Genomic DNA, 24,630 nt, shown 5'->3' with positions numbered 1-24,630 from the left:
GATTATCCCGGCATCGCCGCCGCGTCGGCGAGCATCACCGCCGCACGGCCTTCGGCCAGCAGCAGGCCGGCGTGGTGGACGCGGAAGACGTACTGCTGGCTGGCCTCGCCTTCCAGCAGCAGCTCGGCCTCGCCCTCCAGGGAGCCTTCGAGGTCGTCGATGCGCGCGCGGTGCAGGGTGACGCCGCGCAGCGCGACCAGCATGCCGGGGCGCACCTGGCCGTCCGAGGCGCGTGCACGCAGGCCGCCATGCACGGCCATCGCCTGTGCGCCGTACTCGCACAGGTGCACCGCGGACAAGCGGCCGCCGCTGCGCAGCGGGTGCGCGGGATCGCGGTGGGTACGGGTGCGCAGGACGATGCGCCCGGCGTCGGCCTCGAGCACGTCGTCCCACAGGCACATCGCGCCCTGGTGCGGCACCAGCGCGAGGATCTCCGCACGGCCGATCATGAGCTTCCTCCAGCGGATTCCACGGCATCGGGCGCCGCCCCGGCGCCGGCGTCGTGGCGGGAGACCAGCAGCGCGAGCACGAAGTTCGACAGCACGCCGATGGCCACCGTGCCGCCGATCGCGCGCAGCACCGGGATCGAGGACAGCGCCAGCAGGCTGAACACCAGCAGGGTCATCAGGCTGCAGACCAGCACCGCGTGCAGGGTGCGCAGCTGGTCGTCGCGGCGGTCGCCGGCGTGCTCGAAGAACAGCGCATAGTCCAGGCCCAGGCCGGCGGCGAGGATCAGCGCCACCAGGTGGAACAGGTTGAGTTCGACGCCGAGGCCGCGCAGCACCGCCAGGGTCACCAGGGTGGTCAGCGCCATCGGCAGCAGCACGCGCACGACGCGTCCGGGCGAGCGCAGCGCGATCCACACCGTCGCCGCCAGCAGCAGCGCGGCGACCGCCAGCGCGGCGAGCACGCGGCCGCGGTATTCGGCCACCAGCGACTCGGACGCCGCCTTCATGTCGAGCAGCTCGCCGCCTGCGTCCGCCGCGACGCGGACCACGGCGTCCACGTCCTCCAGGCCGCTGAGCGAGACCAGCGCCGTGGCGCCTCGCGTCCCGGCGGCGGTGTGGCCGTCGTTCGCCGCGCTTTCCGCGACCGCGCTCCCGCCGGCGGCCGACGCGGCGCCGTCGCCCTGCAGCAGCAAGCCTTCGACCGTGGCCGCCAGCGGCGTCCCGGCGAGATCGGCCGGACGCAGCGGCTCCGCGGTGCGTGCGCGCTCGACGTCGGCCAGGAAGGGTTCGAAGGCGTCCGCGCGGAACGGGGATCCCGCCAGCGCGGCGTCGAGGGCGGCGCGCAACTCCACTGGCGCCGGCAGCGCCCGCTGCCGCGCGCGCTGGGTGGCCGCGGAGGGCAGATAGCGCGCGGCGCTGTCGTAGCCGTCGAGCGCGCCCTCGGCGACCAGCGCGTCCAGGCGCGGGTGCAGCACTTCGGTCGCGGCCAGGGCGGCGTCGGCGTCAGCGCCGCGCATCACCACGATGTAGCGCACGTCCGGCGCGCCCAGCTCCTGGCGCAGGCGCGCGTCCAGCGCCATGCCCTCGGTCGGCACCGGAGTCAGCTTCGACAGGTCGTTCTCCCAGAACGGACCCCGCGCGGTCGCCAGCACCGTCACGCAGGCCGCGGCCAGCAGCAGCAGCGACCAGCGCGGCCGCGGCAGGCGCTGGATGCCTCCCCACAGCGTCTGCAGCACGCGCGAGCCGGCCAGGTCGCGCGGTGCCGGATCCACCAGCGCCGGCAGCCCGTAGCGCGTGGCCAGCGCCGCCGCCGCCAGCGCGGAGATGGTGAACACCGCGAGCTGCCGCAGCCCGTCCACGCCCGAGAACAGGAAGGTCAGGTAGGCGATGCAGGTCGCGACCACGCCGGTCAGCAGCGCCGGCCACAGCGCGCGCACGTTGTCGCGCGGGCTGATCCCCGCGCGCTGCTGGCTGAGGAAGTGGATCGGATAGTCCTGGACCACGCCGATCAGGGTGAAGCCGAAGGCCACGGTGATGCCGTGCACCGCCTCGAACGCCAGCGCCACCGCGCCCAGCCCGGCGAGTCCCGCCGTGGCCAGCGGCAGCACGCCCAGCAGCGGTGCGCGCCAGCTGCGGTAGGCGACGAGCAGCAGCAGGATCAGCGCGATGCTGTCGATGGTGCCGATCCACTGCGCCTCGCGCGCGGTGCGGCCGCCGATCTCGACCGAGAACGCGCCCGGGCCGGTCATCCGCAGCGTGGCCCCGCTGTCGCTTGCGACGTCGGCGAAGGCGGCATGCACCGCGTCGTACGCGCGCTGCTGTGCACTGGGGTCGAAGCCCGCGGCGCGGGTCTGCGCCAGCAACAGGGCCTCTTCGCCCGCCGTGTCGAACCACACGCCGTGCAGCCGTCGCGGCGCCGCCTTCGGCTGCCAGGCTTCGGCCAGGGTGAGCATCTCCAGCGTGGGATCCGCGGGCAGCAAGGGCTCCACCAGCGCAGCCATCGGCGAACCAAGGTCCTGCAGGCGTTCATCGAACTGTTCGCCCAGGTATTCCGCGTCCAGGCGACGGTGGTCGAGCGTCGGCGAGAGCAGGTAGCGGTAGGGGCGCAGCGACTCCGGCACCGCCTCGAGGCCGGCATCGGCGCCGTTGGCGACGAACTCGAAGTCCGGGTTTCCGGCCAGCGTCGCGGCCAGCGCCCTCGACTGATCCGCCAGCGTCTCCGGATCCGCGCCGGAGAGCGACAGCAGCAGCAGCCGCGAACCGGGGCCGTCGCCCAGTTCGTCCACGAGCAGCGCCTGCGCGGGCGTGCGCGGCTCCGGCATGAAGCGCCGCAGGTCGCCGCTAAGCTCCAGCCGCTGGCCGATGGCCCAGCCCGCGGCCAGCAGCGCGGCCAGCCAGAGCAGGGCGAGCGCGGTGCGGCGCGCCGGGCTCATCGCGCCGCGGCGCCGGGGTCGCGGCACAGGGCCTCGTGGTCTGCCGCGTCGCCCTCGGCGATCGCGGCGCGCGCGGCTCCGGCGAGCAGGGTGCGCTGGGGTTCGCCCTCCACCGGCCGGGTTTCGATGCAGCGCAGTTCGGCCCCGCGGCCGCGCAGGGTGATGTCGCGGACGCTGGTGGCCAGCGCGGCCTCGCGCGGCACCAGCACCAGGGTCCAGTCTTCGCGCGCGCCACTGGCCTCGATGCCGTAGTCGCGGCCCAGCGCCGCGGCGTCGCCGGCAAGCAGCGCGCCGAAGCTGGCCTGCAGCCCCGCGAGCTCCGGCGCGCGCGACAGTGCGAACGTGCGCGGCCTGCGGCCCTCGCGGGCGACGGTGGCCTCGTCGCCGCGGATGGTGGTGGTCTCGGCGTAGGGCGCACGCACCTCGCGCACCAGGGTCGCGTCATCGGGACGCGCGTACTCGCCCTCGATCCGCAGCGGCGCCTTGAGCAGGGCCGACCCGCGCAGCTCCACGAACGGGGTGCGCACGGGTGCGGGTCGCGCCAGCCGCTCCAGGATCCAGGCGCTATCGACCGCCGCCGGCTGCGCGGCCGAGGACAGCGTCATCGCCGCCAGCAGCAGGCCTGCCCACGGCCACGTCCGGCGAGCGACTGGAATGCGCCTGTCCCTGCGGTGCGGACGCGTCCGGCCTGTCGTCGCACGGCATGGCGTCCTGCTGGCTTCGGCTGTGCTCACGGTCGCCCCAGAAGTCGTAGAAGTTGAACCAGTTGAACGGCGCATCGCACACGTGATGTTCGAGCCGCGCCGCATAACGCCGGATGAGCGCCGGCACCGCCGTCGCGCGCTCTCGTCGCGGGATGTCGATGCCGTCGCTGAAGGGCTCGAACACGAGATCGTAGCGGTTGCCGCCGCGGTACAGGCCGAAGGCCAGCTGCACCGGCACCTTCAGCACCGCCGCCAGCAGCCACGGGGCCACCGGGAACTGCGCCCCGGTCCCGAGGAACGGGGCCTCCGTCGACGCTTCGCCGGGCTGCGTGCGGTCGACCAGCAGCGCCACCAGGGCACCCTCGGACGCCGCCTTCTGGATCTCGAACATGATCGCCGGGCCGTCCTGGCCGGCGTCGATCACCGAGGCCGCGATCTCGGGGTTGAGCGCGTCGAGCAGCTGCGTGACGGCCGGACTGTGCGCCTTGTCCAGGACCACGCGGATCTTCTGCTCCGGCCGCTGCCGGCCGAGGACGCGCAGCACTTCGAAGCTCCCCAGGTGCGAGCCGAACACCAGCACGCCCTGGCCGCGATCGAGCGCGGCGTGCAGCGTATCAAGGCCGCTGACGCGGATGTCGAAGCGGTGCATGTCCCCGCCGAGCAGGAACACGCGGTCGAGGATGGTGGCGGCGAAGGTGTGGATGTGTCGCGCGACATCGCGCAGGCGCGCGGGGCGGCCGAGCACGCGGGCGAGGTAGGCGCGCGAATCGCGGCGTTCCTCGGCGCGGCGGACCAGGAAATACAGGGTGATCGGATACAGCAGCAGGCGCGCCAGGCCGCGGCCGCCGCGCAGGCTCAGGCTGCGCAGCAGCGACAGCGCGAACAGGCCGCCGCCCTCGCGGCGCTGCTTCCAGCTCCCGCTCATGACTGCACGACCTCGCCGGATGCGATGAGCGTCGCGTCGCGCAGGACCCGGAAGCGCCAGCGCGGCGCCCCGCCCTCGAGCTCCACGCGCGCGGCCTCGCCGGGCAGCAGCGGGCTGGCGAACTTCACCTGCGGCAGGCGCAGCGCACCGAGCGGGCCGTGCCGGAGCTCGATGGCCGCCAGCACATGGTCGAGCACGAGCACGCCGGGCACCAGCGGCCGGCCCGGGAAGTGGCCCGGAAGACTGGGATGGTCGTGCCCGACAACGAACTCCATGGACCGCGCGGACTCCTCAGGTCGCCCGCTGCAGCAGGGCGACCACCGCGGCATGGGCGGCGTCGGCCAGCGCCTGGCGACCGGACGCACCGCCGGCGCCGGCGGTGTCCAGCGGCGCTCCGAAGCGCACCCGGATCACCCCCGCGCGCACGCGGAAACCGTCGGGCGGCAGCACCGCGCCGGCGCCGTCGATCGCCACCGGCAGCACCGGCACGCCGGCGTCGATCGCCGACTGGAAGGCGCCGCCCTTGAACGACGCCACCGCGCCGGTGCGGCTGCGCGTGCCTTCGGGGAACAGGCACAGCGTGCCGCCCTCGCACAGCAGCGCGGCGGCCTCACGGCGCAGGCGGGGCCCCGCGCGCGGATTGTCGCGCTCGATGAACAGCATGCCGCAGGCGCGCGCGTACCAGCCCACGAACGGAACCTTCGTCATCTCCTGCTTGAGCAGGAAGTGCAGCGGCACCGGCACCGCGCGGAACAGCGCGCAGATGTCGATCACCGACTGGTGGTTGCAGACCAGCAGGTAGGGCCGCGACCAGTCGATGGCGTCGGCTCCCTCGACGTCGAGCTTCGCGCCCGCTCCGCCGAGCAGTCCGGGCGCCCAGCAGCGCGCGGCCATGCGCAGCGCGATATCGCGGCGTCCAGTGAGCACCAGGACAAGAAGCGCCAGGCTGATCCAGGCGGCCGTCCAGAGCAGGGTGAAGGCGAAGCCGACGGCGTTGTGCGCGGCCCAGGCCAGCCGGAGCGCGGCCGGTTCGGCCACTTCCATGTTTTCGACGCGCTGCTGCATGGGCGAAGCATACCCAATGGGCATGCCCCTCCCCCATGTTCAGCGGAGGAAGTCGCGCCAGAACGCCGGCCCCAGCCCCACCATCTGCCGCACGAACCCGGCGAAGCTGCCGTGGCGGCCCGGGAAGCGGCGCTTGCGGTACGCGAACTCGATTGCGAAGAAGCCGCCGACGATGCCGTAGGTGAGGATGTTCGCGAACAGCGACCACTGCTCGCGGGTGATCGTCACCGGCCCGCGCAGGCCGAGGCTGTCCAACAGCCCGCCCGGCTCCGCGACCATGGCCAGCGCCAGGTTGGCGAGGCCCAGCACCGCCAGCGCCACCGCCCAGGCCGCGGTCAGGCCGCGGCTGTAGGCGAGCAGGTCCGGGGCCAGGGTCGCCGGCGTGGTGCCGTCGAGCGCGGCGACGATGCGGGTGATCAGTGCGCCATGCGGCGACCACAGGCTGCGCGCGAACAGCCAGGCCACCGCGGCCACGAAGGCCACCGGCGCCAGCAGCAGCGGCAGCCCGGCCTGCCCCGAGCGGTACAGCAGGTGGCAGGCCGCCAGCGCCAGCGGCAACGCCACCCAGGCCCAGGCTCGGCGGGCCAGCAGGCCGGCGGCCAGCATCATCGCCACCAGGCTGAGCAGTGCGGCGTAGGCGTAACGGTCGTCCTGCGTCGCGCTGGCGACGTGTGCGAGCGCGGCGTAGGCCACCGCCATCGCCACCGTGAAGGCCAGGCCCAGGGCCGGCACCGCGATGGGCCTCAGGCGCGGTTGGCTTCGACGTGCGCGGACAGCGCGCGCAGCGAGGCGAAGATGCGGCGGTTCTCTTCGTTGTCCGAGCGCAGCTGGAAGCCATAGCGCTTGCCCACCGCCAGCGCCAGCTCCAGCGCATCGATGGAATCCAGGCCCAGGCCGGCGTTGAACAGCGGCGCCTCGGGATCGATCGAGGCCGGATCGACCTCGTCCAGGCTCAGGGCCTCGACCAGGAGTTCTGCGAGTTCGCGTTCGGCGGGGGACTGGATGCTGGTCATGCGCGGGCTTCCGTGGCGACGGTGGACGTGCCTGCCGCGGGCCGGCGGGGACGCCGGCGCACGCTATCATGCACGGCCTCCGATGATCGCATGGCCGCCGCGCGCCGCGAAATGCACGACCCTGCAGCAGACATCCCCGCCTCCCCGCCGGCCGCCGCCTGCGACGTCCCGGCGATCGACGGCGGCCCCGCGGCGCCCGCCGGCGGGCCGCGGCTCGCGGTCGAGTACGTCGCGGCGGACTCGCCCGCACCGCTGCTGGACGGCGACGACGTGCTGGCGGTCTTCGGATTCGGCGGCTCGGCTCCGGCATCGCTGGACGACCCGCGCTACCTGCGCGTCCCTCTGGAACCGCATGGCCGGGCCTGCTTCGAGGTCTGGCACGCGCGGGCGCCGGTCGTCCGCGGCCGCGACGGCGACCTGCGCTGGGCCAGCGACGGCCGGCTGCTGTTCGGTGCGATCGAGGTCGCCGAAGACGGAGACGGCATCGGCGAGGCCGCGCGCCGCGCCTACGCCAGGCTGTCGGAGTTCACCTCCGGCAGCCGCACTCCGCACCTGCTGCGGATCTGGAACTACCTGGACGCGATCACCTTCGGCGAAGGCGACGACGAACGCTACCGCGCCTTCTGCGTCGGCCGCGCGCGCGGGCTCGGCGCCTTCGACGTACGCAGCCTGCCCGCGGCCACCGCCATCGGGCGCTGCGACGGGCGGCGCGTGGTGCAGGTGTACTGGCTGGCCTCGGTGACGCCGGGCACCCCGGTGGAAAACCCTCGCCAGCTCAGCGCCTATCGCTACCCGCGCCAGTACGGTCCGCAGCCGCCCAGCTTCGCGCGCGCCATGCTGCCGCCGACCGGAGGCGCCATGCCGCTGCTGCTTTCCGGCACCGCGGCGATCATCGGTCACACCTCGATGCACGACGGCGAGCTGCTGGCCCAGCTCGACGAGACCTTCGCCAACTTCGACGCCCTGGTCGGCGCCGCACGCATGCACGACCCGACGCTTCCGCCGCGCTTCGGCGGCGGCACCCGGCTCAAGGTCTACGTCCGCGACGCCCGCGATCTGCCGCTGGTGGCCGAGGCGCTCGACCGACGCTTCGGCGACGCCGTGCCGCGGCTGCTGCTGCATGCGGCGATCTGCCGGCGGGAGCTGGCGGTGGAGATCGACGGGGTGCACGGGGCGTAGAATGGCCGCCATGGCCTACCCAGACACCCGCTTCCGGCGCATGCGTCGCGACGCGTTCTCGCGCCGCCTGATGCGCGAGCACACGCTGACCGTCGACGACCTCATCTACCCCGTGTTCGTGCACGAGCCCGACGGCCGCGCCGCGGTGCCGTCGATGCCCGGCATCGAGCGCCTGTCGATCGACGAGCTGCTGCGCGAGGCCGAGCAGGCGAGCGAACTCGGCGTTCCCGCACTGGCGCTGTTCCCCGTGACCGCGCCGGAGGCCAAGTCGCTCGACGCCGCCGCCGCCTGGAACGACGACGGCCTGTGCCAGCGCGCGGTGCGGGCGCTGAAGACGCGCTTCCCGGAGCTGGGCGTGATCACCGACGTCGCGCTGGACCCCTACACCAGCCACGGCCAGGACGGCATCGTCGACGACGGCGGCTACGTGCTGAACGATGTCACCGTCGAGGCCCTGGTGAAGCAGGCGCTGTCGCACGCGCGCGCCGGCGCCGACGTGGTCGCGCCCAGCGACATGATGGATGGCCGCATCGGCGCGATCCGCGTGGCGCTGGAGGAAGCCGGCCACGTCCACGTGCGGATCCTCGCCTACGCCGCCAAGTACGCCTCGGCCTTCTACGGCCCGTTCCGCGACGCCGTCGGTTCCGCCGCGGCGCTGGGCAAGGCCGACAAGCGCACCTACCAGATGGATCCGGGCAACGTCGACGAGGCCCTGCGCGAAGTCGCCGCCGACCTCGACGAGGGCGCCGACATGGTGATGGTGAAGCCCGGCATGCCCTACCTCGACGTCGTGCGCCAGGTGAAGGACGCCTTCGGCGTGCCGACCTTCGCCTACCAGGTCAGCGGCGAGTACGCGATGCTCAAGGCCGCCGCCGCCAACGGCTGGCTGGACGAGCGCGAATGCGCGATGGAGGCCCTGCTGGGCTTCAAGCGCGCGGGCGCCGACGGCGTGCTGACCTACTTCGCGCTCGACGCCGCGCGCTGGCTGCGCGACCGCTGACGTCCCGCCGCAAGGGCGGCTCGCGTGGGAGCGGCCATGGCCGCGATCATCGGCCGCTCCTGCAGATGCGCGACACCGGCGAGGCGTAGACTGGCCCGGAGAGGGCGGCGCGCCCCGCGCCGCCAGGCTTCGGAGGCAGTCATGAAGCACTACGCCGTGTTCGGGCATCCGGTGGCGCACTCCCTGTCGCCGCGCATCCACGCCGCCTTCGGCCGCGAGACCGGGATCGCCATCGACTACCAGGCCATCGACGCCGACATCGGCGTTTTCCGGACGCGCCTGGCGGAATTCGCCGCCCGTGGCGGCGCCGGCGCCAATGTCACCCTGCCCCTGAAACAGGAAGCGCTCGCGCTCTGCGCCGACGTGACCGAACGGGCCCGCCGTGCCGGCGCGGTCAACACCCTGGTCCGCAACGGCGAGCAGTGGCACGGCGACAACACCGACGGCGAAGGCCTGGTGCGCGACCTCACCGGACGCCATGCGCTGGACCTGCGCGCCCGCCGCACCCTGCTGATCGGCGCCGGCGGAGCCGCGCGCGGGGTCGCCCCGGCCCTGCTGGACGCCGGGATCGGCGACCTCTTCATCGTCAACCGCACGCCCAGCCGCGCCGACGCGCTGGCCGACCTGCTCGGCCAGCCCGGACGCGTGCATCCGCGACACCTGGACGACATCGGCTCGCTGGGCGAGTTCGAGCTGGTGGTCAATGCCACGTCGGCGGCGCGCAGCGGCGACCTGCCGGCGCTGCCGCGTTCGCTGGTCGGCCGGCGCATGGCCGCGGTCGACCTCAACTACGGCGAGGCGGCGGTGCCCTTCCTCGCCTGGGGCCGCGCCAGCGGCGCCTACGCCGTGGTCGACGGCCTGGGGATGCTGGTCGAGCAGGCGGCGCTGTCGTTCGCGCGCTGGCACGGCGTCCGGCCGGAGACCGACGAGATCTACGGCGAACTGCGCGCGGAGCATTCGCACCTCGTGACCGCCGACTGACGCCCCATCCCCCGCCTCACTGCGACCCGCACCATCCCGTCCGCGAGCGAACGATGGTCGCAGCTGTAGCTCCTACAGGGCACGGACCGGGCGCGCAGCGTCAGCCGGCGGCGAGGTACTCGTCCTTCAGGCGCACATAGTGCGCAGCGCTGTACAGCAGCCCCTCGACGGCCGCGTCGTCGAGCACGCGCACCATTTTCGCGGGGTTGCCCAGCCACAGCTCGCGGCTGCGCACCACCTTGCCCGGCGTCACCAGCGCGCCGGCGCCGACGTAGCCGTGGTCCTCGACCACGACCCCGTCCATCACCGTCGCGCCCATGCCGACCAGTGCGCCGTGGCCGATCGTGCAGGCATGGACGATCGCGCCGTGGCCGATGGTGACGTCGTCGCCGATCAGGGTCGGGTAGCCGTCCATGCGCGAATGCGGGCCACGGTGGCTGACGTGGACGATGGTGCCGTCCTGCAGGTTGCAGCGCGCGCCGATGCGCACGAAGTTGACGTCGCCGCGGACCACGGTACCGGGCCAGATCGAACTGTCGTCGCCGATCACCACGTCGCCGATGACGGTGGCGGCGGGGTCGACGTAGACGCGGGCGCCGAGGGTCGGCAGCGTGCCGCGCCAGGGTCGGATATTGTTGGCCATGGAGCGATTCTAGCCCGGAGGCACGGGGGCGCCAGCGGCATGGGCGCCCGCCACGGACGCTCGTCGCGGCATTCACGACAGGGAGGGGATGGAATGAGGAAATGGAACCGGATGCTGCTGCTCGCCACCCTGGCGGCAAGCTTCGCCTGCCATGCCGATGAAGGCGACCCGCTGCCGAAATGCCACCAGTTCTTCGATCCCGGTCATGCGACCCCTCACATGGACGTGTTCGACCCCGCAGCGCCCGCGCACCTGCGTGCCGCTGCGTTGGACGGCTTCCAGAAGGCGTCCACGCTCGCCCACTGCACGAACGACATACACACCATGGGCCAGCTGTACCGCCATGGCCCCGACCTCCCCGGCAACCTGCTGCCGAAGGACACGGCCAAGGCGCGCGAGCTGCTCGTGCGCAGCGCAGAGGCTGGGCGCCTGTCCACCTATGCGGACCTGGCCGAAATGGCGCTGGCCGAAGGCGAAGCACGCGAGGCGATGAAGTGGACGCAGGTCTACCTGTACTTCCTGAAGAACGTCGGGAAGGTCTACATGAACAAGGAACGCACCCAGTTCGAAAGCGCGGGCTACAACGCCGACCTGCTGCTGCGCGCGGAACAGGCCTGGAGGAAGGCCCGGCCACGGCTGGACCGGGCGCTGATCGACGAGGACCTTTCCACCTATGTCACCCGTTACAGGAACGAAGTGGCCGAGCGCATCCACGGCCGGATGAAGGCGGAGCAAAGTGTGTTCGCACCGAAGGAACCGGGTGAATTGCGACTGAAGCGCGTCGGCTCCTGCAAGCCGCTTCGCATGAAGGGCGTCACCGCCGCCAGCGTCGTCTATCTCATGGAAGTGCTGCCCAGCGGCCGGATAGGCAGGGTGGTTCCGGAAAGCTTCTCCGGCAACCCCGTGGCGATGGAGAAGCTTGCGCATTGCGCGCGCGTTTACGAATTCGAGCCTTTCGACGGCGAAACCCCGCGCGTGGTACGCATCCCGGTGACATACGGCTTCGCCGACGGGTACGCGCCGTCCTTCAACCTCTGAGGCCGGACAACAGAACCGAAGGATTTGCTTCACCCATGAAAATCGCCAGCTGGAACGTCAACTCCCTCAACGTCCGCATGCCCCACCTGCAGCAGTGGCTCGCGGCGTCCGCACCGGACATCGTCGGCCTGCAGGAGACCAAGCTCGACGACGAGCGCTTCCCCGACGGCGCCCTGGCCGAGCTCGGTTATCGCAGCGTCTTCCTGGGCCAGAAGACCTACAACGGCGTCGCGATCCTCGCCCGCGACCAGGCCATCGGCGACGTGCAGTACGGCATCCCGGGCTTCGCGGACGAGCAGAAGCGGGTGATCGCGGCCACCGTGGGCGACCTCCGCATCGTCAACCTCTACGTGGTCAACGGCCAGGCCGTGGGCACGGAAAAATACGCCTACAAGCTGCGCTGGCTGGCCGCCGTGCGCGACTGGCTCGCCGACGAGCTGCGGCGGCATCCGGCGATGGTCGTGCTGGGCGACTTCAACATCGCGCCCGACGAACGCGATGTGCACGACCCCGCGATCTGGCACGACGGCCACATCCTGACCTCCACCGAGGAGCGTGCCGCCCTCAAGGCCCTGCTCGACCTCGGCCTGCACGACGCCTTCCGCCTGCACAGCCAGGAGGGCGGGGTGTTCAGCTGGTGGGACTACCGGCAGGCGGCCTTCCGCCGCGACATGGGGCTGCGCATCGACCTGACCCTGGTGTCCGACGCGGTGCTGGGTTCGGCCGTCGCCTCCGGCATCGATCGCGAACCCCGCACCTGGGAGCGCCCAAGCGACCACGCTCCCGCCTGGGTCCAGCTCGGCGGCTGAGCCGTCAGCGCACGCTGCCGCGCCGGAACAGATTCACGATCGCGAGCAGGACGATCGCGCCGATCAGCGCGGTGATCAGGAAGCCCAGCCAGCCGCCACCCAGGCCCAGGCCGATCGCCGGCAGCAGCCAGCCGCCGAGGAATCCGCCGATGATGCCGACGATGATGTTGAGCAGAAGCCCCTGCTGCCCGTCGGTGCGCATGATGAGACTGGCCAGCCAGCCGGCGATGCCGCCGACGATCAGGTAGATGATGAAGTTCATGGGTCCTGTCCTCCGAGCGTTCCTCGCCGGATCGGCGCGGACGCCAGTCTGGGGACCGGATCGTGATGGCCGCGTCGGCGGTCCGCGGAGGCCGTCAGGTCCCCGACAGCAGCTCCAGCAGCGCCGCGCGCGGCAGCTTTCCGGTCTCGTTGCGCGGCAGCGCTTCCACGAGTCGCAGCGGTCGCGGAAGGAACACCGGGTCGATGGCCCGGCGCAGCGCCTCGCGCACCCCGGCTTCGTCCAGGCCCGGAGCGACCACGGCCGCGGCCAGCCTGCGCACGCCGCAGGCGTCGGGCTCGAGTTGCACGAGGGCGGCATCGACCACGCCGGGAATGGCCAGCAGACGGTGGCCGAGGTCGCCGAGCGATGCGCGCTTGCCGGCGATCTCCAGCAGGTCGGACTGGCGTCCGCACAGGCGGAACCGGCCGCCGGGCAGCAGTTCGACGATGTCGGCCAGCACCACCGGCGCGCCCAGGTGCGCGGCATGCACCAGGGTGCCGTCCGGCTGCGGCTGCAGCTCGATGCCCGGCAGCAGGGTCCACGCGTCTTCGCTGGCGGTACGCCGGCGGGCGAGGATGCAGGTCTCGGTGGAGCCGAACAGCTCGCGCACCTCGCAGCCGAAGGCGGCCTCCGCGGCCGCGGCCAGCGCCGGCGGCAGCGGCGCGGTCGAGGTGGCGATGCCGGACAGCGGCGGCAGCGCCACGCCGGATTCGACCAGGGCGCGCAGGTGTACCGGCGTGGTCACCAGCAGCGGGGGCACCGGCGCTTCGGCCAGGGCGGCGGCGATGTCCACCGGGAAGAAGGGGCGCGCCTCGTGCACCGCCACGCCGCCGGCCAGCGGCAGCAGCACCGACATCTCCATGCCGTACATGTGCTGGGGCGGGACAGTGGCGACCACGTGCGCCGTGGCACCGGCGGGCAGGAGTCCGGCGAGCGCGACCATGTTCTGCGCGGTGCTGGTGGCGAAGCTCCCCCAGGTCTTGGGATTGGCCTTCGGCATCCCCGTGCTGCCGGAGGTGTAGCCGATGGCGACCGTGGCGGCATCGGCCACCCGCGGCGCATCGCCCTCCCTGCGCGGCAGCACGTCGGGCAGGCGCAGGTAGTGCGGGACCGGCGCGATGGCCTCGCAACCGCAGGCGTCGACATCGCCCAGGCAGTAGCTGTCGGGATGGTGGGCACGGACCTCGTCGATCGCCGCGCGCGTGCGCGAAGGCGGCAGCAGGGTGACCTGGCCGCGGATCGCGGCCGCGGCGAAGGCGACCAGGAAGCGGTAGCGGTCCTCGCACAGGTTCACGGCGAAAGGACGATCCGGAAGCAGCGCGGCCACGCCCCGCACCTCGGCCAGGAAATCCTCCAGCACGACGCCGCCGGCGCCACCGAAGGCGACCGGCCGGCCGGCGGGTCCCGCGGCGAGCAGCGAGGCCGCGCCGCAGCCGGCGGGCTGTCCCTGGACGTTGATGACTGCCGACATGCGCTCCATTCTCCTCCTTACTTTACGCTGGCCGCCCACCGCCGGGACAGGAACTCCGCACCGATGCCTCTCGCCGCAGGCCAGCTCCAGGTCGGCCCCGTCCGCTGCGCCTGGCGGCCCTACCGCCACGGCGAACGCGCCGAACCGCTGGCCCGCGAGTGGCTCGCGGACGAACTCGGGACACCGCCGGGCGCGCTCGAGATCAGCCGCAGCCGGCAGGGGCGACCGTTGCTGGGCGGCGAGCATGCGGGCTGGGACACCAGTTGGAGCCACAGCGGCGAGGGTCTGCTGATGGCGCTGGCGCATGGGCTGCGCGTGGGCATCGACCTGGAGGTGAAGCGGCCCAGGCCCAGGGCGCTGGTGCTCGCCGAGCGCTTCTTCGCCCCGGGCGAAGCCGCGGCGCTGGCGGCGCTGCCCGCTGCCGGCCGCGAGGCCGCTTTCGTGAGCCTGTGGTGCGCCAAGGAAGCGGTGCTGAAGGCGCACGGCCAGGGCCTGTCCTTCGGCCTGCACCGGCTGGAGTTCGCCTGCGAACAGGGGAACTGGCGTCTGGCCGCCTGCGACCCGGTGCTCGGGATGCCCGAGGACTGGAGCCTGGAAACCTTCCGGCCGGCGCCGGACTACCTGGCCACCGTGGCCTGGCGGGCGCGCTGGAGCCGATAATGGCCCCCATGCACACCCCTCCGCACGCCGCGCTGGACGCGGGCCTCGCCGCGCTCGGCCTCGACGCATCGCTGGCCGCGCCGCTGCGCCGCTACCTCGAACTGCTGGCGCGCTGGAACCGCACCTACAACCTCACCGCCATCCGCGACCCCGGCGAGATGGTGACCCTGCATCTGCTCGACTCGCTGTCCATGCACGCGCATGTGCGCGGCGTCGCCCGCCTGGCCGACCTCGGCACCGGCGCCGGCCTGCCCGGGATCCCGCTGGCGATCGCCCTGCCGGAGCTGCAGGTGACCCTGGTGGAGTCGAACGGCAAGAAGGCGCGCTTCCTGCGCGAGGCCGTGCGCACCCTCGGCCTGGCCAACGTGCGCGTGGCCGAGTCCCGCGCCGAGGCGCTGGACATGCCTGGTGCCTTCGATGCGATCACCGCACGCGCGATGGCCACGCTGGCCGACCTCGTGACGGTAGGCGGGCACCTGCTCGCGCCGGGCGGTCGCCTGCTGGCGATGAAGGGTGCTCGCCCGGATGCGGAGATCGCCGACCTGCCCCCGGGCTGGCGGGTCGAGGCCGTGCATCCGCTGGCCGTCCCGGGGCTGGCCGCGGAGCGCCATCTGGTGGTGGTGGGCCGCACGGCGCCCGCCGGGGCATAATCACCGACCCGGCCGGGGGTTCCGGGCCGGATTCCCGCCGCATCCTGCACGAGGCAGACGAGCCCATGGCCCGCATCATCGCCATCGCCAACCAGAAGGGCGGCGTCGGAAAGACGACCACGGCGGTGAACCTCGCGTCCGCGCTGTCGCAGACGCCGAAGCGCGTGCTGCTGGTCGACCTCGACGCGCAGGGCAACGCCACCATGGGCAGCGGCGTGGACAAGCGCGAGCTGTCGGCCTCGACCTGCGACGTGCTGCTCGAGGAAGTGCACGCCACCGACGCGGTGGTGCGCACGCCCGAGGGCTTCGACCTGATCCCCGGCAACACCGACCTCACCGCGGCCGAGATCGAGCTGATGGACGAGGAGGGCCGCGAGCAGCGCCTCAAGCGCGCGCTGGATCCACTGCGCCCGAAGTACGACTACATCCTCGTCGACTGCCCGCCCGCGCTGTCGCTGCTCACGCTCAACGCGCTCACCGCCGCCGACAGCGTGCTGGTGCCGATGCAGTGCGAGTACTACGCGCTGGAAGGCCTGACCTCGCTGCTGCAGACCATCGATGCGCTGAAGCAGAGGCTCAACCCGGCACTGGAGATCGAGGGCGTGCTGCGCACCATGTTCGACGTGCGCAACAATCTCGCCAACGCGGTGTCCGCGGAGCTGGTGGAGCATTTCGGCGACAAGGTCTTCCGGACCATCGTGCCGCGGAACGTGCGCCTGGCCGAGGCGCCCAGCCACGGCCAGAGCATCGTCGGCTACGACCGCGCCTCGCGCGGAGCCATCGCCTACCTCGGCCTGGCCGGGGAGATGATCCGCCGCCAGCGCGAGCGCGAACAGAAGGAGAAGGTCGCATGACCGCAGCCAGGAAGGTGCCTGCCAAGGCCGCCGCGGCGAAGAAGCGCGGCCTGGGCCGCGGGCTCGAGGCACTGCTCGGTCCGAAGGCCGCCGAAGAGGCGCCGGCGCTGGAGGCGCGCCCCGGCGACGCCCTGCGCACCCTTCCGGTGGACGCGCTGGCGCCCGGCAAGTACCAGCCGCGGCGGCAGATGGACCCGGCCAAGCTGACCGAGCTGTCGGAGTCGATCCGCGCCCAGGGCGTGATCCAGCCGATCGTGGTCCGCCAGCTGCCCGATCGCACCTTCGAGATCATCGCCGGCGAGCGCCGCTGGCGCGCCTCGCGCGAGGCGGGCCTGGCCGAGGTGCCGGTGGTGGTGCGCGAGGTCGACGACCGGACGGTCGTGGCCATGGCCCTGATCGAGAACATCCAGCGCGAGGACCTGAACCCGCTGGAGGAGGCGCAGGCCCTGCAGCGCCTGATCGACGAGTTCGACCTGACCCACGCCGCGGCCGCCGAGGCCGTGGGCCGCTCGCGCGCGGCGGTGTCCAACCTGCTGCGACTGCTGGAGCTGCCGCCGGCGATCCGCGCCCTGGTCGAGGCCCGCCGGCTGGAGATGGGCCACGCCCGGGCCCTGCTCACCCTGTCTCCGGAGCTGGCCACCCGGCTGGCGGCCGAGGCCGCCGAACACGGCTGGTCGGTGCGCGAGGTCGAGCACCGCGCCCAGCAGTTCGCGGCCGGACGGCTTCCGGGCACGGCCAGGAAGAAGGCCGGGGCCGAGAGGGCGCGCCCGCATGCCGACATCGTGGCGCTGGAGAATGAGCTGTCCGAAGTGCTGGCGGCCAGGGTCAGCATCGCCCACGGGCGCGGGAACAAGGGCCGGCTGGTGATCCACTACAGCGACCTGGATACGCTCGACGGCGTGCTGGAGCGGCTGCGCGCGCAGCGCTGAGCCCGGGCGCCTTCCACGGTCCCCATCTTCCCCGGCACACCCGCCTCTGCCCTGCAGGAGCAGCTACAGCTGCGACCTGGCCTGGCGGGAATCCCGGGGTCGCAGCTGTAGCTGCTCCTGCAAAGGGAGGGCGGAACTTGCGCTGGGGGCAGGCGGCCCCGCATAATGCCGGGCTCGCTGCGCCCGGCCGACCCTCGTGGATGGCCCCGGCGGCCCGGAATGCGATCCGGCGCCCGCCTCGGCAGCGGACAACGACCCGCATCGCATGGCGCATTCCACGGGGCCTCCCCGCCGGATCCGCCGGGGCCGCCGTCCCCCAGGCCATGGGGTACATCCAGACACCATCGAGGTGCGTTATGTCCCGAGTTTGCCAGGTCACCGGCAAGGGCGTGCAGACGGGTAACAACGTCTCCCACGCCAACAACAAGACCCGCCGCCGTTTCCTTCCCAACCTGCACGAGCGCCGGTTCTGGGTCGCCAGCGAGAACCGCTGGGTGAAGCTGCGCGTTTCCACGGCTGCCATGCGCACCATCGACAAGAACGGCATCGACGTCGTGCTCGCCGAGCTGCGCGCGCGCGCGAAAAGGTCTGAGGAGAACACCATGCCCAGCAAGCGCGACAAGATCCGACTGATCTCCTCGGCCAACACCGGCCACTTCTACACCACCGACAAGAACAAGAAGAACACGCCCGGCAAGATGGAGATCAAGAAGTACGATCCCGTGGTCCGGAAGCACGTGATCTACAAGGAAGGCAAGATCAAGTAAGGCCCCAGGCCCTGCGCGATCCCGGAAAGCCCGCCGCCAGGCGGGCTTTTTCGTGGGCGCGATCCGCCGGGTTTCGCGGTACCGTGGTTGCAGCTGCAGCTGCCGCTGCAGGGCTTTTCGGGGGTGTGGATGCTGCCGGGCTGGATCCTGTTGCTGGTGTCGCTGGGCTATGCCGCGCTGCTGTTCGCGGTGGCCTGGTGGGGCGACCGCCATCCGGTGCACATGCGCGCCGGCGCCAACTGGCTGCGGCCGCTGGTCTACAGCCTGTCGCTGGCGGTGTACTGCTCGTCATGGACCTTCTACGGCGCGGTGGGTTCGGCCACCCGCAACGGGATCGGCTATTTCGCGATCTATCTCGGCCCGCTGCTGATGCTGCTGTTCGGCTGGCGCATCCTCGAGCGGCTCGCGCTCATCGCCCAGTCGCAGAACACGGTCTCGATCGCCGACTTCATCGCCGCCCGCTACGGCCGCGCCCAGCGCCTCGCGGCCCTGGTCACCCTGATCGCGCTCATCGCCGCCGTCCCCTACCTCGCGCTCCAGTACAAGGCGGTGACCCTGAGCCTGAACGTGCTCGGAGGCGGCGATGCACTGCTCGCCAGCATCGGCGATCCGGCGCTGTACGTGGCGGTGCTGATGGCGCTGTTCGCGATCCTCTACGGCACCCGCCAGGTCGACGCCACCGAGCACCGCCCCGGCATGATGCTGGCGATCGCGCTGGAATCGATGGTCAAGCTGGTGGCGCTGGTGTTCGTCGGCGCGTTCGCGGTGCTGTGGTTCTCCGGTCGCGGGCTGCCGCTGGCCGAGGCCACCGCCACCCTGCTGTCGCAGGCGCCGCCGGTGGGCTTCATCGGGCAGACCCTGCTGGCGTTCACCGCGATCATCTGCCTGCCGCGGCAGTTCCACGTGGCCGTGGTGGAATGCATGGACGTCGGCGACATCCGCCGCGCGCGCTGGATGTTCGGCGGCTACCTGGCCCTGGTGTCGCTGGCGGTGCTGCCGATCGCCGCCGCCGGGCTGGCGATGGCCGGCGGCGCCTCGCCGGACACCCTGGTGCTGGCGCTGCCGCTGGCCGAGGGCCGGGACCTGCTGGCGCTGTTCGCCTACGTGGGCGGCTTTTCCGCGGCCACCGGCATGGTGATCGTGTCCAGCGTGGCGCTGGCGACCATGGTCTCGAACGATCTGGTGATGCCGCCCCTGCTGGCGCGCGGCTGGGCGCAGCGCCGCGGCGGCAACGTCGCCTCGACCGTGCTGTGGATCCGCCGCATCGCCATCGTCTGCTTCGCGGCGATGGCCTATGGCTACTACCGCGTCAGCGGCACCGATACCACGCTGGCCTCCTACGGGCTGATGTCGTTCGCGGCGGTGGCGCAGTTCGCGCCGGCGCTGATCGGCGGGCTCTACTGGCGCGGCGCCAGCCGGCAGGGCGTCGAGGCGGGCCTGCTGCTCGGCTTCGCGATGTGGATCTACACCCTGCTGCTGCCGACGCTGACCGAGGCCGGCTGGTTCGACGGCGGATGGCTGCTGGCCGGGCCCTTCGGGATCGAATGGCTGCGTCCCCGGCAGCTGTTCGGGCTGGCCGGCTGGGACCCGCTGACGCACGGCACGTTCTGGTCGCTGCTGGTCAACATCGGCGCGCTGTTCCTGGTGTCCGCGCGCTGGCGACCGAGCTTCGAGGAGCGGCTCCGCACCGCCCCCTTCCTCGACCCGTACTCCTCCGCGCAGCTTCCGATGGGCAGCGGCGTCCCGCACAGCAGCGTCCTGGTCGGCGACCTGATGACCCTGGCCGGGCGCATCACCGGCGAGTCCACCGCGCGCCGCGCCTTCGCCGACCACGCCAGCGCCAGCGGCCGCCAGCTCGACCCCTCCGCGCCCACCGACCGCGCCTGGGCGCAGTTCACCGAGCGCCTGCTGGCCGCGGCCATCGGCGCCTCGTCCGCGCGCCTGGTCATGACCAGCGCACTCAAGGGTTCGGGCATGGACGTGGCCGAAGTGGTCGCGGTGCTCGACGAAGCCGGCGAGGATCTGCGCTTCGACCGCGCCATCCTCTCGGCCACGCTCGACAACCTGGACCAGGGCGTGAGCGTGGTCGACCGCGACATGCGCCTGGTGTCCTGGAACCTGCGCTACAAGGACCTCTACGACTACCCCGAGGGCATGCTCTACGTCGGCCGCCCGGTCGCGGACCTGATCCGCTACAACGCCGAGCGCGGCGAGCTCGGCGGCGGCAATCCGGACATCGAGGCCGAGGTGGCCAAGCGCATCGAGTACATGCGCGCCGGCTCGCCCTATGTCTTCGAGCGCGTGCGCTCCACCGGGCAGGTGGTCGAAATGCGGGGCCAGCCGCTGCCGGGCGGCGGCTACGTCACCAGCTACAGCGACGTCACCGAGTACAAGCGCGTCGAGCGCGAGCTGCGCGAGGTCAACGAGACCCTCGAGCAGCGTGTCGCCACCCGCACCCGCGAAGCCGAGGCGGCCCAGGCCTCGCGCACCCGCTTCCTGGCCGCGGTCAGCCACGACGTGCTGCAGCCACTCAACGCCGCGCGCCTGTTCGCCTCCGCGCTGCGCGAGAGCGACACCGCGGCCGAGCAGCACCACCTCGCCGAACGCGTCGACACCTCGCTGCGTGCCGCCGAGGAACTGCTCGAAGGCCTGCTCGACGTGTCGCGCCTGGACACCGGCGCGCTGGCGCCCCAGCTGTCGGACTTCGACGCCGCCGAACTGCTGGCCGACCTCGCCGCGCAGTACACGCCGCTGGCTGCCGCACGCGGCATCGACCTGCGGGTGCATGCGCGCCGCCTGCCGGTGCGCAGCGACCGCCGCCTGCTGCGCCGCGTGCTGCAGAACTTCCTCGCCAACGCCCTGCGCTACACGCGCGAGGGTCGCGTGGTCCTGGCGGCGCGGCCCCGGGGCGCGGACGTGGAGCTGCAGGTCTGGGACACCGGTCCGGGCATCCCGGACTACCACCTGCAGCAGATCTTCGAAGAGTTCTACCGCATCGAACAGCCCGGCAGCGGAGACGCGCAGGGCCTGGGCCTGGGACTGTCGATCTGCCAGCGCATCTCGGGCGTGCTCCGCCATCCGCTCGACGTGCGCTCGCGCGTGGGCCACGGCAGCATGTTCTCGATCCGCGCACCGCGCGCCGCCCACGCCGATCCGCGACCGGGACCCGATCGCGAGGCGCGGCTGCCCGACTCGCTGGAAGGCATGCGCGTGCTGTGCGTGGACAACGACGTCGACATCCTCGCCGGCATGGTGCTGCTGCTGGGCCGCTGGAAGATCGAGGTGCTGCGCGCCACCACGGTCGACGAGGCGCTGGAGAAGATGCTGCAGTCGCCCGACGTGCTGCTGGTGGACTACCACCTGCACGACCGCCTGGACGGGCTGGACACGCTGGACGCCCTGCGCGAGCAGGGGCCGCGGGTGCCGGGCGCCCTGGTCACCGCCGACGGCAGCGACCAGGTCAAGCGCGAAGCGCGGGCGCGGGGCTACCGGGTGCTGACCAAGCCGATCAAGCCGGCGTCGCTGCGGGCGTTCCTGGCGGCGCAACGGAGTGCGCACGTGGCCGGGCATGGGCCCTGAGAGAAGGCGGGGCTAAGCTCACTGGCGACAGGGAGATTTGGTACTTATGGCACGCGAGGCAACAATTCGGGTGGAGGTTAATGCACGCCCTTTCCCTCGCAAGGTGGCACGTGAAACCCCTTTCCGCGATCCTTTACGCCCTTCTCCTGGTCGGCATCCTTGGACCGGGCGTTGCGCTTGCCAAACCTCGCCTGGGCTTCAGTGTTGCAATTGCGACGGACGGCTTTTTCAGCGCCACGCTTGCTGAAGTCAAGGTGGCATCAGTGCATGCTGGAAGTGCTTCCGAAAAGGCTGGACTGAAGGCAGGTGATCTGATCGTCGAGGTGAACGGGCTCCCGATCAAGGGAGCCAGTGGGCTAGCCATGAAGAAGGTGCTGGCAGACGTCAAGCCGGGCGAGCACCTCCTGCTGAAGGTTCAGCGGGCGGGCGAGGGCGTAATGCTAATCGACATCATTGCCGGCACTTGAGCGGCGCATGCTCAATCATGCAGGCGGTCTGTCCACATCCATTCACCAGATCGGGCGGCGTCAAGGCGGCTCATGCGTCGATCAGTCGCCTTCGTCGGGCTGGAGGGTGATGGCGCCGGGCTCGAGCGCCAGCCTGCCGGCGATCAGTACTGCCTGCGTCCGGTTGTTCGCCCCGAGCTTGCGCAGGATCGCGGTCATGTGGGCCTTGATGGTGGCCTCGGAGACGCCCAGGTCGTAGGCGATCTGCTTGTTGAGCAGCCCCGCGCCGAGCATCTGCAGGACGCGGAACTGCTGCGGCGTCAGGTCGGCCACGCGCTGGGCGGCATCGTGTTCCTCGGCTCCCGCGGCCGGTGCGGCGAGCGCGGCCGGCGGTGCCCAGCGGTCGCCTTCCAGCACCCGCGCCAGCGCCTGGCCGAGGGTGGCCGAGTCCGCCGACTTGGGAATGAAGCCCATGGCGCCGTGGTCCAGCGCGCGGCGCATCACCGCCGGCTCCTCGCGCGCCGAGACCACCACCACCGGCAGCTCCGGGTGCTGCGCGCGCAGATGCACCAGGGCGCTGAAGCCCTGGGCGCCGGGCATGTTCAGATCGAGCAGCAGCAGGTCGGCGTCGGGCTCGGATTCGACGAGCGCGTACAGCTTCTCGACGCTGTCGGCCTCCTTCAGCGTGGCCTCCGGCAGCACGCGCGCGACCGCCCCCCGCAACGCTTCGCGGAACAGGGGGTGGTCGTCGGCGATCAGCAGGGTGGCCACTGGCGCTCAGGCACCCCGCCGGTTGCCCAGCAGCGCATCGACCACCGAGGGATCGGCCAGGGTGCTGGTGTCGCCGAGCTGGTCGGGCGCGTTCTCGGCGATCTTGCGCAGGATGCGGCGCATGATCTTGCCCGAGCGCGTCTTCGGCAGGGCCGGAGCCCACTGCAGGAAGTCCGGCGAGGCGATCGGGCCGATCTCCTTGCGCACGTGCGCCACCAGCTCCTTCAGCAGTTCATCGCTCTCGACCTCGCCGGCCACGAGCGTCACGTAGGCGTAGATGCCCTGGCCCTTGAGGTCGTGCGGGAAGCCCACGACCGCGGCCTCGGCCACCTTCGGGTGCAGCACCAGCGCGCTCTCCACCTCGGCGGTGCCGATGCGGTGGCCGGAGACGTTGATCACGTCGTCGACGCGCCCGGTGATCCAGTAGTAGCCGTCGGCGTCGCGACGGGCGCCGTCACCGGTGAAGTACATGCCGGGATAGGCGGCGAAATAGGTGTCGAAGAAGCGCTGGTCGTCGCCATAGACGGTGCGCATCTGGCCCGGCCAGGAATCCATGATCACCAGGTTGCCCTCGCATTCGCCCTCGAGGAGGTTGCCGGCCGCGTCCACGATCGCCGGCTGCACGCCGAAGAACGGCAGCGTGGCCGAGCCCGGCTTGGTCGCCCAGGCGCCCGGCAACGGCGAGATCAGGATGCCGCCGTTCTCGGTCTGCCACCAGGTGTCGACGATCGGACAGCGGCCGTCGCCGACCACGTCGTGGTACCAGCGCCAGGCCTCGGGGTTGATCGGCTCGCCGACGCTGCCCAGCAGGCGCAGCGACGTGCGCGAGGTCCTCTTCACCGGCTCCTCGCCCTCCCGCATCAGCGCGCGGATGGCGGTCGGCGCCGTGTAGAAGATGGTGACCTGGTGCCTGTCGACCACCTGCCAGAAGCGCGAGGCGTCGGGATGGCTGGGCACGCCCTCGAACATCAGCGAGGTGGAGCCGTTGGCCAGCGGACCGTAGACGATGTAGCTGTGGCCGGTGACCCAGCCCACGTCCGCGGTGCACCAGTAGACGTCGTCTTCCTTGATGTCGAACACCGCCCAGTGGGTGTACGACGCGAACAGCAGGTAGCCGCCGGTCGTGTGCAGCACGCCCTTGGGCTTGCCGGTGGATCCCGAGGTGTAGAGGATGAACAGCGGATCCTCTGCGTTCATGCGCTCCGGCTCGCAACTGTCGGGCTGGCCGTCGACCACGGCGTCGTACCAGCGGTCGCGCGGCATCTGCATGTCGACCGCGCCGCCGGTGTGGCGCACGACCAGCACGGTTTCCACGCTCGTGGTGCCGGCGAGCTTCAGTGCGCCATCGACATTGGCCTTCAGCGGCACCTTCTTGCCGCCGCGCAGGCCCTCGTCGGCGGTGATGATGAGCTTCGCGCCGCTGTCGCGCACGCGATCGGCGATGGAGTTGGAGGAAAAACCGCCGAAGACCACGGTGTGGATGGCACCGATGCGGGCGCAGGCGAGCATCGCGACCGCTGCCTCGACGATCATCGGCAGGTAGATGGTGACGCGGTCGCCCTTGCCCACGCCCAGGTTGCGCAGGGCGTTCCCGAGGCGGCAGACGCGGGCGTGCAGTTCGCGGTAGCTGATGCGCTGCGGCGGCTCGTCCGGACTGTCGGGCTCGAAGATGAGCGCGGTCTTGTCGCCGCGCGTGGCGAGATGGCGGTCGAGGCAGTTCACGCTGACGTTGAGCTCGCCGTCGGCGAACCAGCGGATCTGGAAGTTCTGGCGGTCGAAGCTGACGTCGCGGATCCGGGTCGGCGGCTTCATCCAGTCCAGGCGCTGGGCGACGCGGCCCCAGAAGGCCTCGGGGTCGCGGATGGACTCGGCGTAGTCGCGCTCGTAGTCGGCCCACGTGACGTTGGCCTGCGCAGCGAAGGCCTCGGGAACTGGATAGAGATCGGTCATGGCGGCTCGCCTCCTGGAACGTGTCGCCCCCAGTTTGCCGCATTGCAGCGGGA

24 protein-coding genes and 2 pseudogenes are annotated in these 24,630 nt (G+C 71.9%); 13 read left to right on the top strand and 13 right to left on the bottom strand.

Going from position 1 to position 24,630, the window contains the following annotated elements; genetic code table 11:
- Nucleotides 1-2 precede the first annotated feature (2 nt).
- The 8 genes and pseudogenes from FPZ22_RS08085 to FPZ22_RS08050 all read right to left on the bottom strand — a co-directional run bounded on the left by FPZ22_RS08085 (nucleotide 3) and on the right by FPZ22_RS08050 (nucleotide 6,588).
- Nucleotides 3-449 carry a hotdog family protein gene (locus FPZ22_RS08085; RefSeq protein WP_144891997.1) on the bottom strand — a complete coding sequence of 149 codons (447 nt, stop codon included), beginning with the start codon at nucleotides 447-449 and terminating at the stop codon, nucleotides 3-5.
- Nucleotides 446-2,881, bottom strand: a complete 2,436-nt coding sequence (locus FPZ22_RS08080; protein WP_144891995.1) for an MMPL family transporter — start codon at nucleotides 2,879-2,881, stop codon at nucleotides 446-448. The genes FPZ22_RS08085 and FPZ22_RS08080 overlap by 4 nt, the downstream gene beginning before the upstream one ends.
- Complete coding sequence (locus FPZ22_RS08075; protein WP_168199026.1) at nucleotides 2,878-3,537, bottom strand: LolA-related protein; 660 nt, start codon at nucleotides 3,535-3,537, stop codon at nucleotides 2,878-2,880. Before FPZ22_RS08075 ends, FPZ22_RS08080 begins: the two co-directional genes overlap by 4 nt.
- Nucleotides 3,483-4,510, bottom strand: a pseudogene (locus tag FPZ22_RS08070) (LpxL/LpxP family acyltransferase). The gene FPZ22_RS08075 and the pseudogene FPZ22_RS08070 overlap by 55 nt, the downstream one beginning before the upstream one ends.
- Nucleotides 4,507-4,785 carry an ApeI family dehydratase gene (locus FPZ22_RS08065; protein WP_144891989.1) on the bottom strand — a complete coding sequence of 93 codons (279 nt, stop codon included), beginning with the start codon at nucleotides 4,783-4,785 and terminating at the stop codon, nucleotides 4,507-4,509. The pseudogene FPZ22_RS08070 and the gene FPZ22_RS08065 overlap by 4 nt, the downstream one beginning before the upstream one ends.
- A gap of 16 nt (nucleotides 4,786-4,801) precedes the next feature.
- Nucleotides 4,802-5,554 carry a lysophospholipid acyltransferase family protein gene (locus tag FPZ22_RS08060; RefSeq protein WP_168199025.1) on the bottom strand — a complete coding sequence of 251 codons (753 nt, stop codon included), beginning with the start codon at nucleotides 5,552-5,554 and terminating at the stop codon, nucleotides 4,802-4,804.
- Nucleotides 5,555-5,614: 60 nt separating this feature from the next.
- A complete protein-coding gene (locus FPZ22_RS08055; RefSeq protein WP_144891984.1) occupies nucleotides 5,615-6,307 on the bottom strand; it encodes a COG4648 family protein in 693 nt (230 codons plus the stop codon).
- A gap of 11 nt (nucleotides 6,308-6,318) precedes the next feature.
- On the bottom strand, nucleotides 6,319-6,588 hold the full coding sequence (locus FPZ22_RS08050) for a phosphopantetheine-binding protein (RefSeq protein ID WP_144891982.1): 270 nt from the start codon (nucleotides 6,586-6,588) through the stop codon (nucleotides 6,319-6,321).
- A 90-nt stretch (nucleotides 6,589-6,678) separates the two neighbouring features.
- On the opposite strand from FPZ22_RS08050, the gene FPZ22_RS08045 reads away from it, so the two are divergent.
- The 3 genes from FPZ22_RS08045 (at nucleotide 6,679) to aroE (ending at nucleotide 9,748) form a co-directional block, all read left to right on the top strand.
- Entirely contained in the window at nucleotides 6,679-7,767 is a 1,089-nt protein-coding gene (locus FPZ22_RS08045) for a chorismate transformation FkbO/Hyg5 family protein (RefSeq protein WP_246120672.1), read from the top strand.
- A gap of 10 nt (nucleotides 7,768-7,777) precedes the next feature.
- The gene (gene hemB / locus FPZ22_RS08040) at nucleotides 7,778-8,767 is read left to right on the top strand and encodes a porphobilinogen synthase (protein WP_144891980.1); all 990 of its coding nucleotides are present in this window, start codon (nucleotides 7,778-7,780) and stop codon (nucleotides 8,765-8,767) included.
- Nucleotides 8,768-8,908: 141 nt separating this feature from the next.
- Complete coding sequence (gene aroE, locus FPZ22_RS08035) at nucleotides 8,909-9,748, top strand: shikimate dehydrogenase (protein WP_144891978.1); 840 nt, start codon at nucleotides 8,909-8,911, stop codon at nucleotides 9,746-9,748.
- Between the two features lie 100 nt (nucleotides 9,749-9,848).
- Here the strand turns inward: aroE and FPZ22_RS08030 are convergent, their stop codons facing one another.
- On the bottom strand, nucleotides 9,849-10,391 hold the full coding sequence (locus FPZ22_RS08030) for a gamma carbonic anhydrase family protein (RefSeq protein ID WP_144891976.1): 543 nt from the start codon (nucleotides 10,389-10,391) through the stop codon (nucleotides 9,849-9,851).
- A 111-nt stretch (nucleotides 10,392-10,502) separates the two neighbouring features.
- Here FPZ22_RS08030 and FPZ22_RS08025 point away from each other — a divergent pair, with 111 nt between their 5' ends.
- Both FPZ22_RS08025 and xth read left to right on the top strand, forming a co-directional pair.
- Nucleotides 10,503-11,429 (top strand): hypothetical protein, encoded by a 927-nt coding sequence (locus FPZ22_RS08025; RefSeq protein WP_144891974.1) that lies wholly within the window; start codon nucleotides 10,503-10,505, stop codon nucleotides 11,427-11,429.
- A 35-nt stretch (nucleotides 11,430-11,464) separates the two neighbouring features.
- Nucleotides 11,465-12,238, top strand: a complete 774-nt coding sequence (gene xth, locus FPZ22_RS08020) for an exodeoxyribonuclease III (protein WP_144891972.1) — start codon at nucleotides 11,465-11,467, stop codon at nucleotides 12,236-12,238.
- A 4-nt stretch (nucleotides 12,239-12,242) separates the two neighbouring features.
- On the opposite strand, the gene FPZ22_RS08015 is transcribed toward xth, so the two are convergent.
- Both FPZ22_RS08015 and FPZ22_RS08010 read right to left on the bottom strand, forming a co-directional pair.
- Nucleotides 12,243-12,500 (bottom strand): GlsB/YeaQ/YmgE family stress response membrane protein, encoded by a 258-nt coding sequence (locus FPZ22_RS08015; protein WP_144891971.1) that lies wholly within the window; start codon nucleotides 12,498-12,500, stop codon nucleotides 12,243-12,245.
- Nucleotides 12,501-12,594: 94 nt separating this feature from the next.
- Complete coding sequence (locus FPZ22_RS08010; RefSeq protein WP_144891969.1) at nucleotides 12,595-13,971, bottom strand: AMP-binding protein; 1,377 nt, start codon at nucleotides 13,969-13,971, stop codon at nucleotides 12,595-12,597.
- A gap of 63 nt (nucleotides 13,972-14,034) precedes the next feature.
- On the opposite strand from FPZ22_RS08010, the gene FPZ22_RS08005 reads away from it, so the two are divergent.
- The 8 genes and pseudogenes from FPZ22_RS08005 to FPZ22_RS07975 all read left to right on the top strand — a co-directional run bounded on the left by FPZ22_RS08005 (nucleotide 14,035) and on the right by FPZ22_RS07975 (nucleotide 21,877).
- Entirely contained in the window at nucleotides 14,035-14,631 is a 597-nt protein-coding gene (locus FPZ22_RS08005) for a 4'-phosphopantetheinyl transferase family protein (RefSeq protein WP_144891967.1), read from the top strand.
- 8 nt (nucleotides 14,632-14,639) lie between these two features.
- A complete protein-coding gene (rsmG, locus tag FPZ22_RS08000) occupies nucleotides 14,640-15,281 on the top strand; it encodes a 16S rRNA (guanine(527)-N(7))-methyltransferase RsmG (RefSeq protein ID WP_246120671.1) in 642 nt (213 codons plus the stop codon).
- A gap of 65 nt (nucleotides 15,282-15,346) precedes the next feature.
- A complete protein-coding gene (locus FPZ22_RS07995) occupies nucleotides 15,347-16,135 on the top strand; it encodes a ParA family protein (RefSeq protein WP_144891963.1) in 789 nt (262 codons plus the stop codon).
- A complete protein-coding gene (locus tag FPZ22_RS07990) occupies nucleotides 16,132-17,064 on the top strand; it encodes a ParB/RepB/Spo0J family partition protein (protein WP_144891961.1) in 933 nt (310 codons plus the stop codon). The genes FPZ22_RS07995 and FPZ22_RS07990 overlap by 4 nt, the downstream gene beginning before the upstream one ends.
- Before the next feature lie 356 nt (nucleotides 17,065-17,420).
- Nucleotides 17,421-17,651, top strand: a pseudogene (gene rpmB, locus FPZ22_RS13660) (50S ribosomal protein L28); the annotation flags it as partial.
- 15 nt (nucleotides 17,652-17,666) lie between these two features.
- Nucleotides 17,667-17,831, top strand: coding sequence for a 50S ribosomal protein L33 (gene rpmG / locus FPZ22_RS13655; protein WP_133322566.1), 165 nt, complete (start codon nucleotides 17,667-17,669; stop codon nucleotides 17,829-17,831).
- 129 nt (nucleotides 17,832-17,960) lie between these two features.
- Entirely contained in the window at nucleotides 17,961-21,410 is a 3,450-nt protein-coding gene (locus FPZ22_RS07980) for a hybrid sensor histidine kinase/response regulator (protein WP_144894053.1), read from the top strand.
- Nucleotides 21,411-21,520: 110 nt separating this feature from the next.
- Nucleotides 21,521-21,877 (top strand): PDZ domain-containing protein, encoded by a 357-nt coding sequence (locus FPZ22_RS07975; RefSeq protein ID WP_168198969.1) that lies wholly within the window; start codon nucleotides 21,521-21,523, stop codon nucleotides 21,875-21,877.
- Between the two features lie 81 nt (nucleotides 21,878-21,958).
- On the opposite strand, the gene FPZ22_RS07970 is transcribed toward FPZ22_RS07975, so the two are convergent.
- The gene (locus FPZ22_RS07970; protein WP_144891955.1) at nucleotides 21,959-22,627 is read right to left on the bottom strand and encodes a response regulator transcription factor; all 669 of its coding nucleotides are present in this window, start codon (nucleotides 22,625-22,627) and stop codon (nucleotides 21,959-21,961) included.
- A 6-nt stretch (nucleotides 22,628-22,633) separates the two neighbouring features.
- Nucleotides 22,634-24,577, bottom strand: a complete 1,944-nt coding sequence (acs, locus tag FPZ22_RS07965) for an acetate--CoA ligase (RefSeq protein WP_144891954.1) — start codon at nucleotides 24,575-24,577, stop codon at nucleotides 22,634-22,636.
- Nucleotides 24,578-24,630: the final 53 nt, after the last annotated feature.

It is taken from the genome of Luteimonas granuli (genome assembly GCF_007795095.1).
Taxonomy (GTDB): Bacteria; Pseudomonadota; Gammaproteobacteria; order Xanthomonadales; family Xanthomonadaceae; genus Luteimonas; species Luteimonas granuli.
This window is presented reverse-complemented; position numbering and strand designations above follow the sequence as displayed.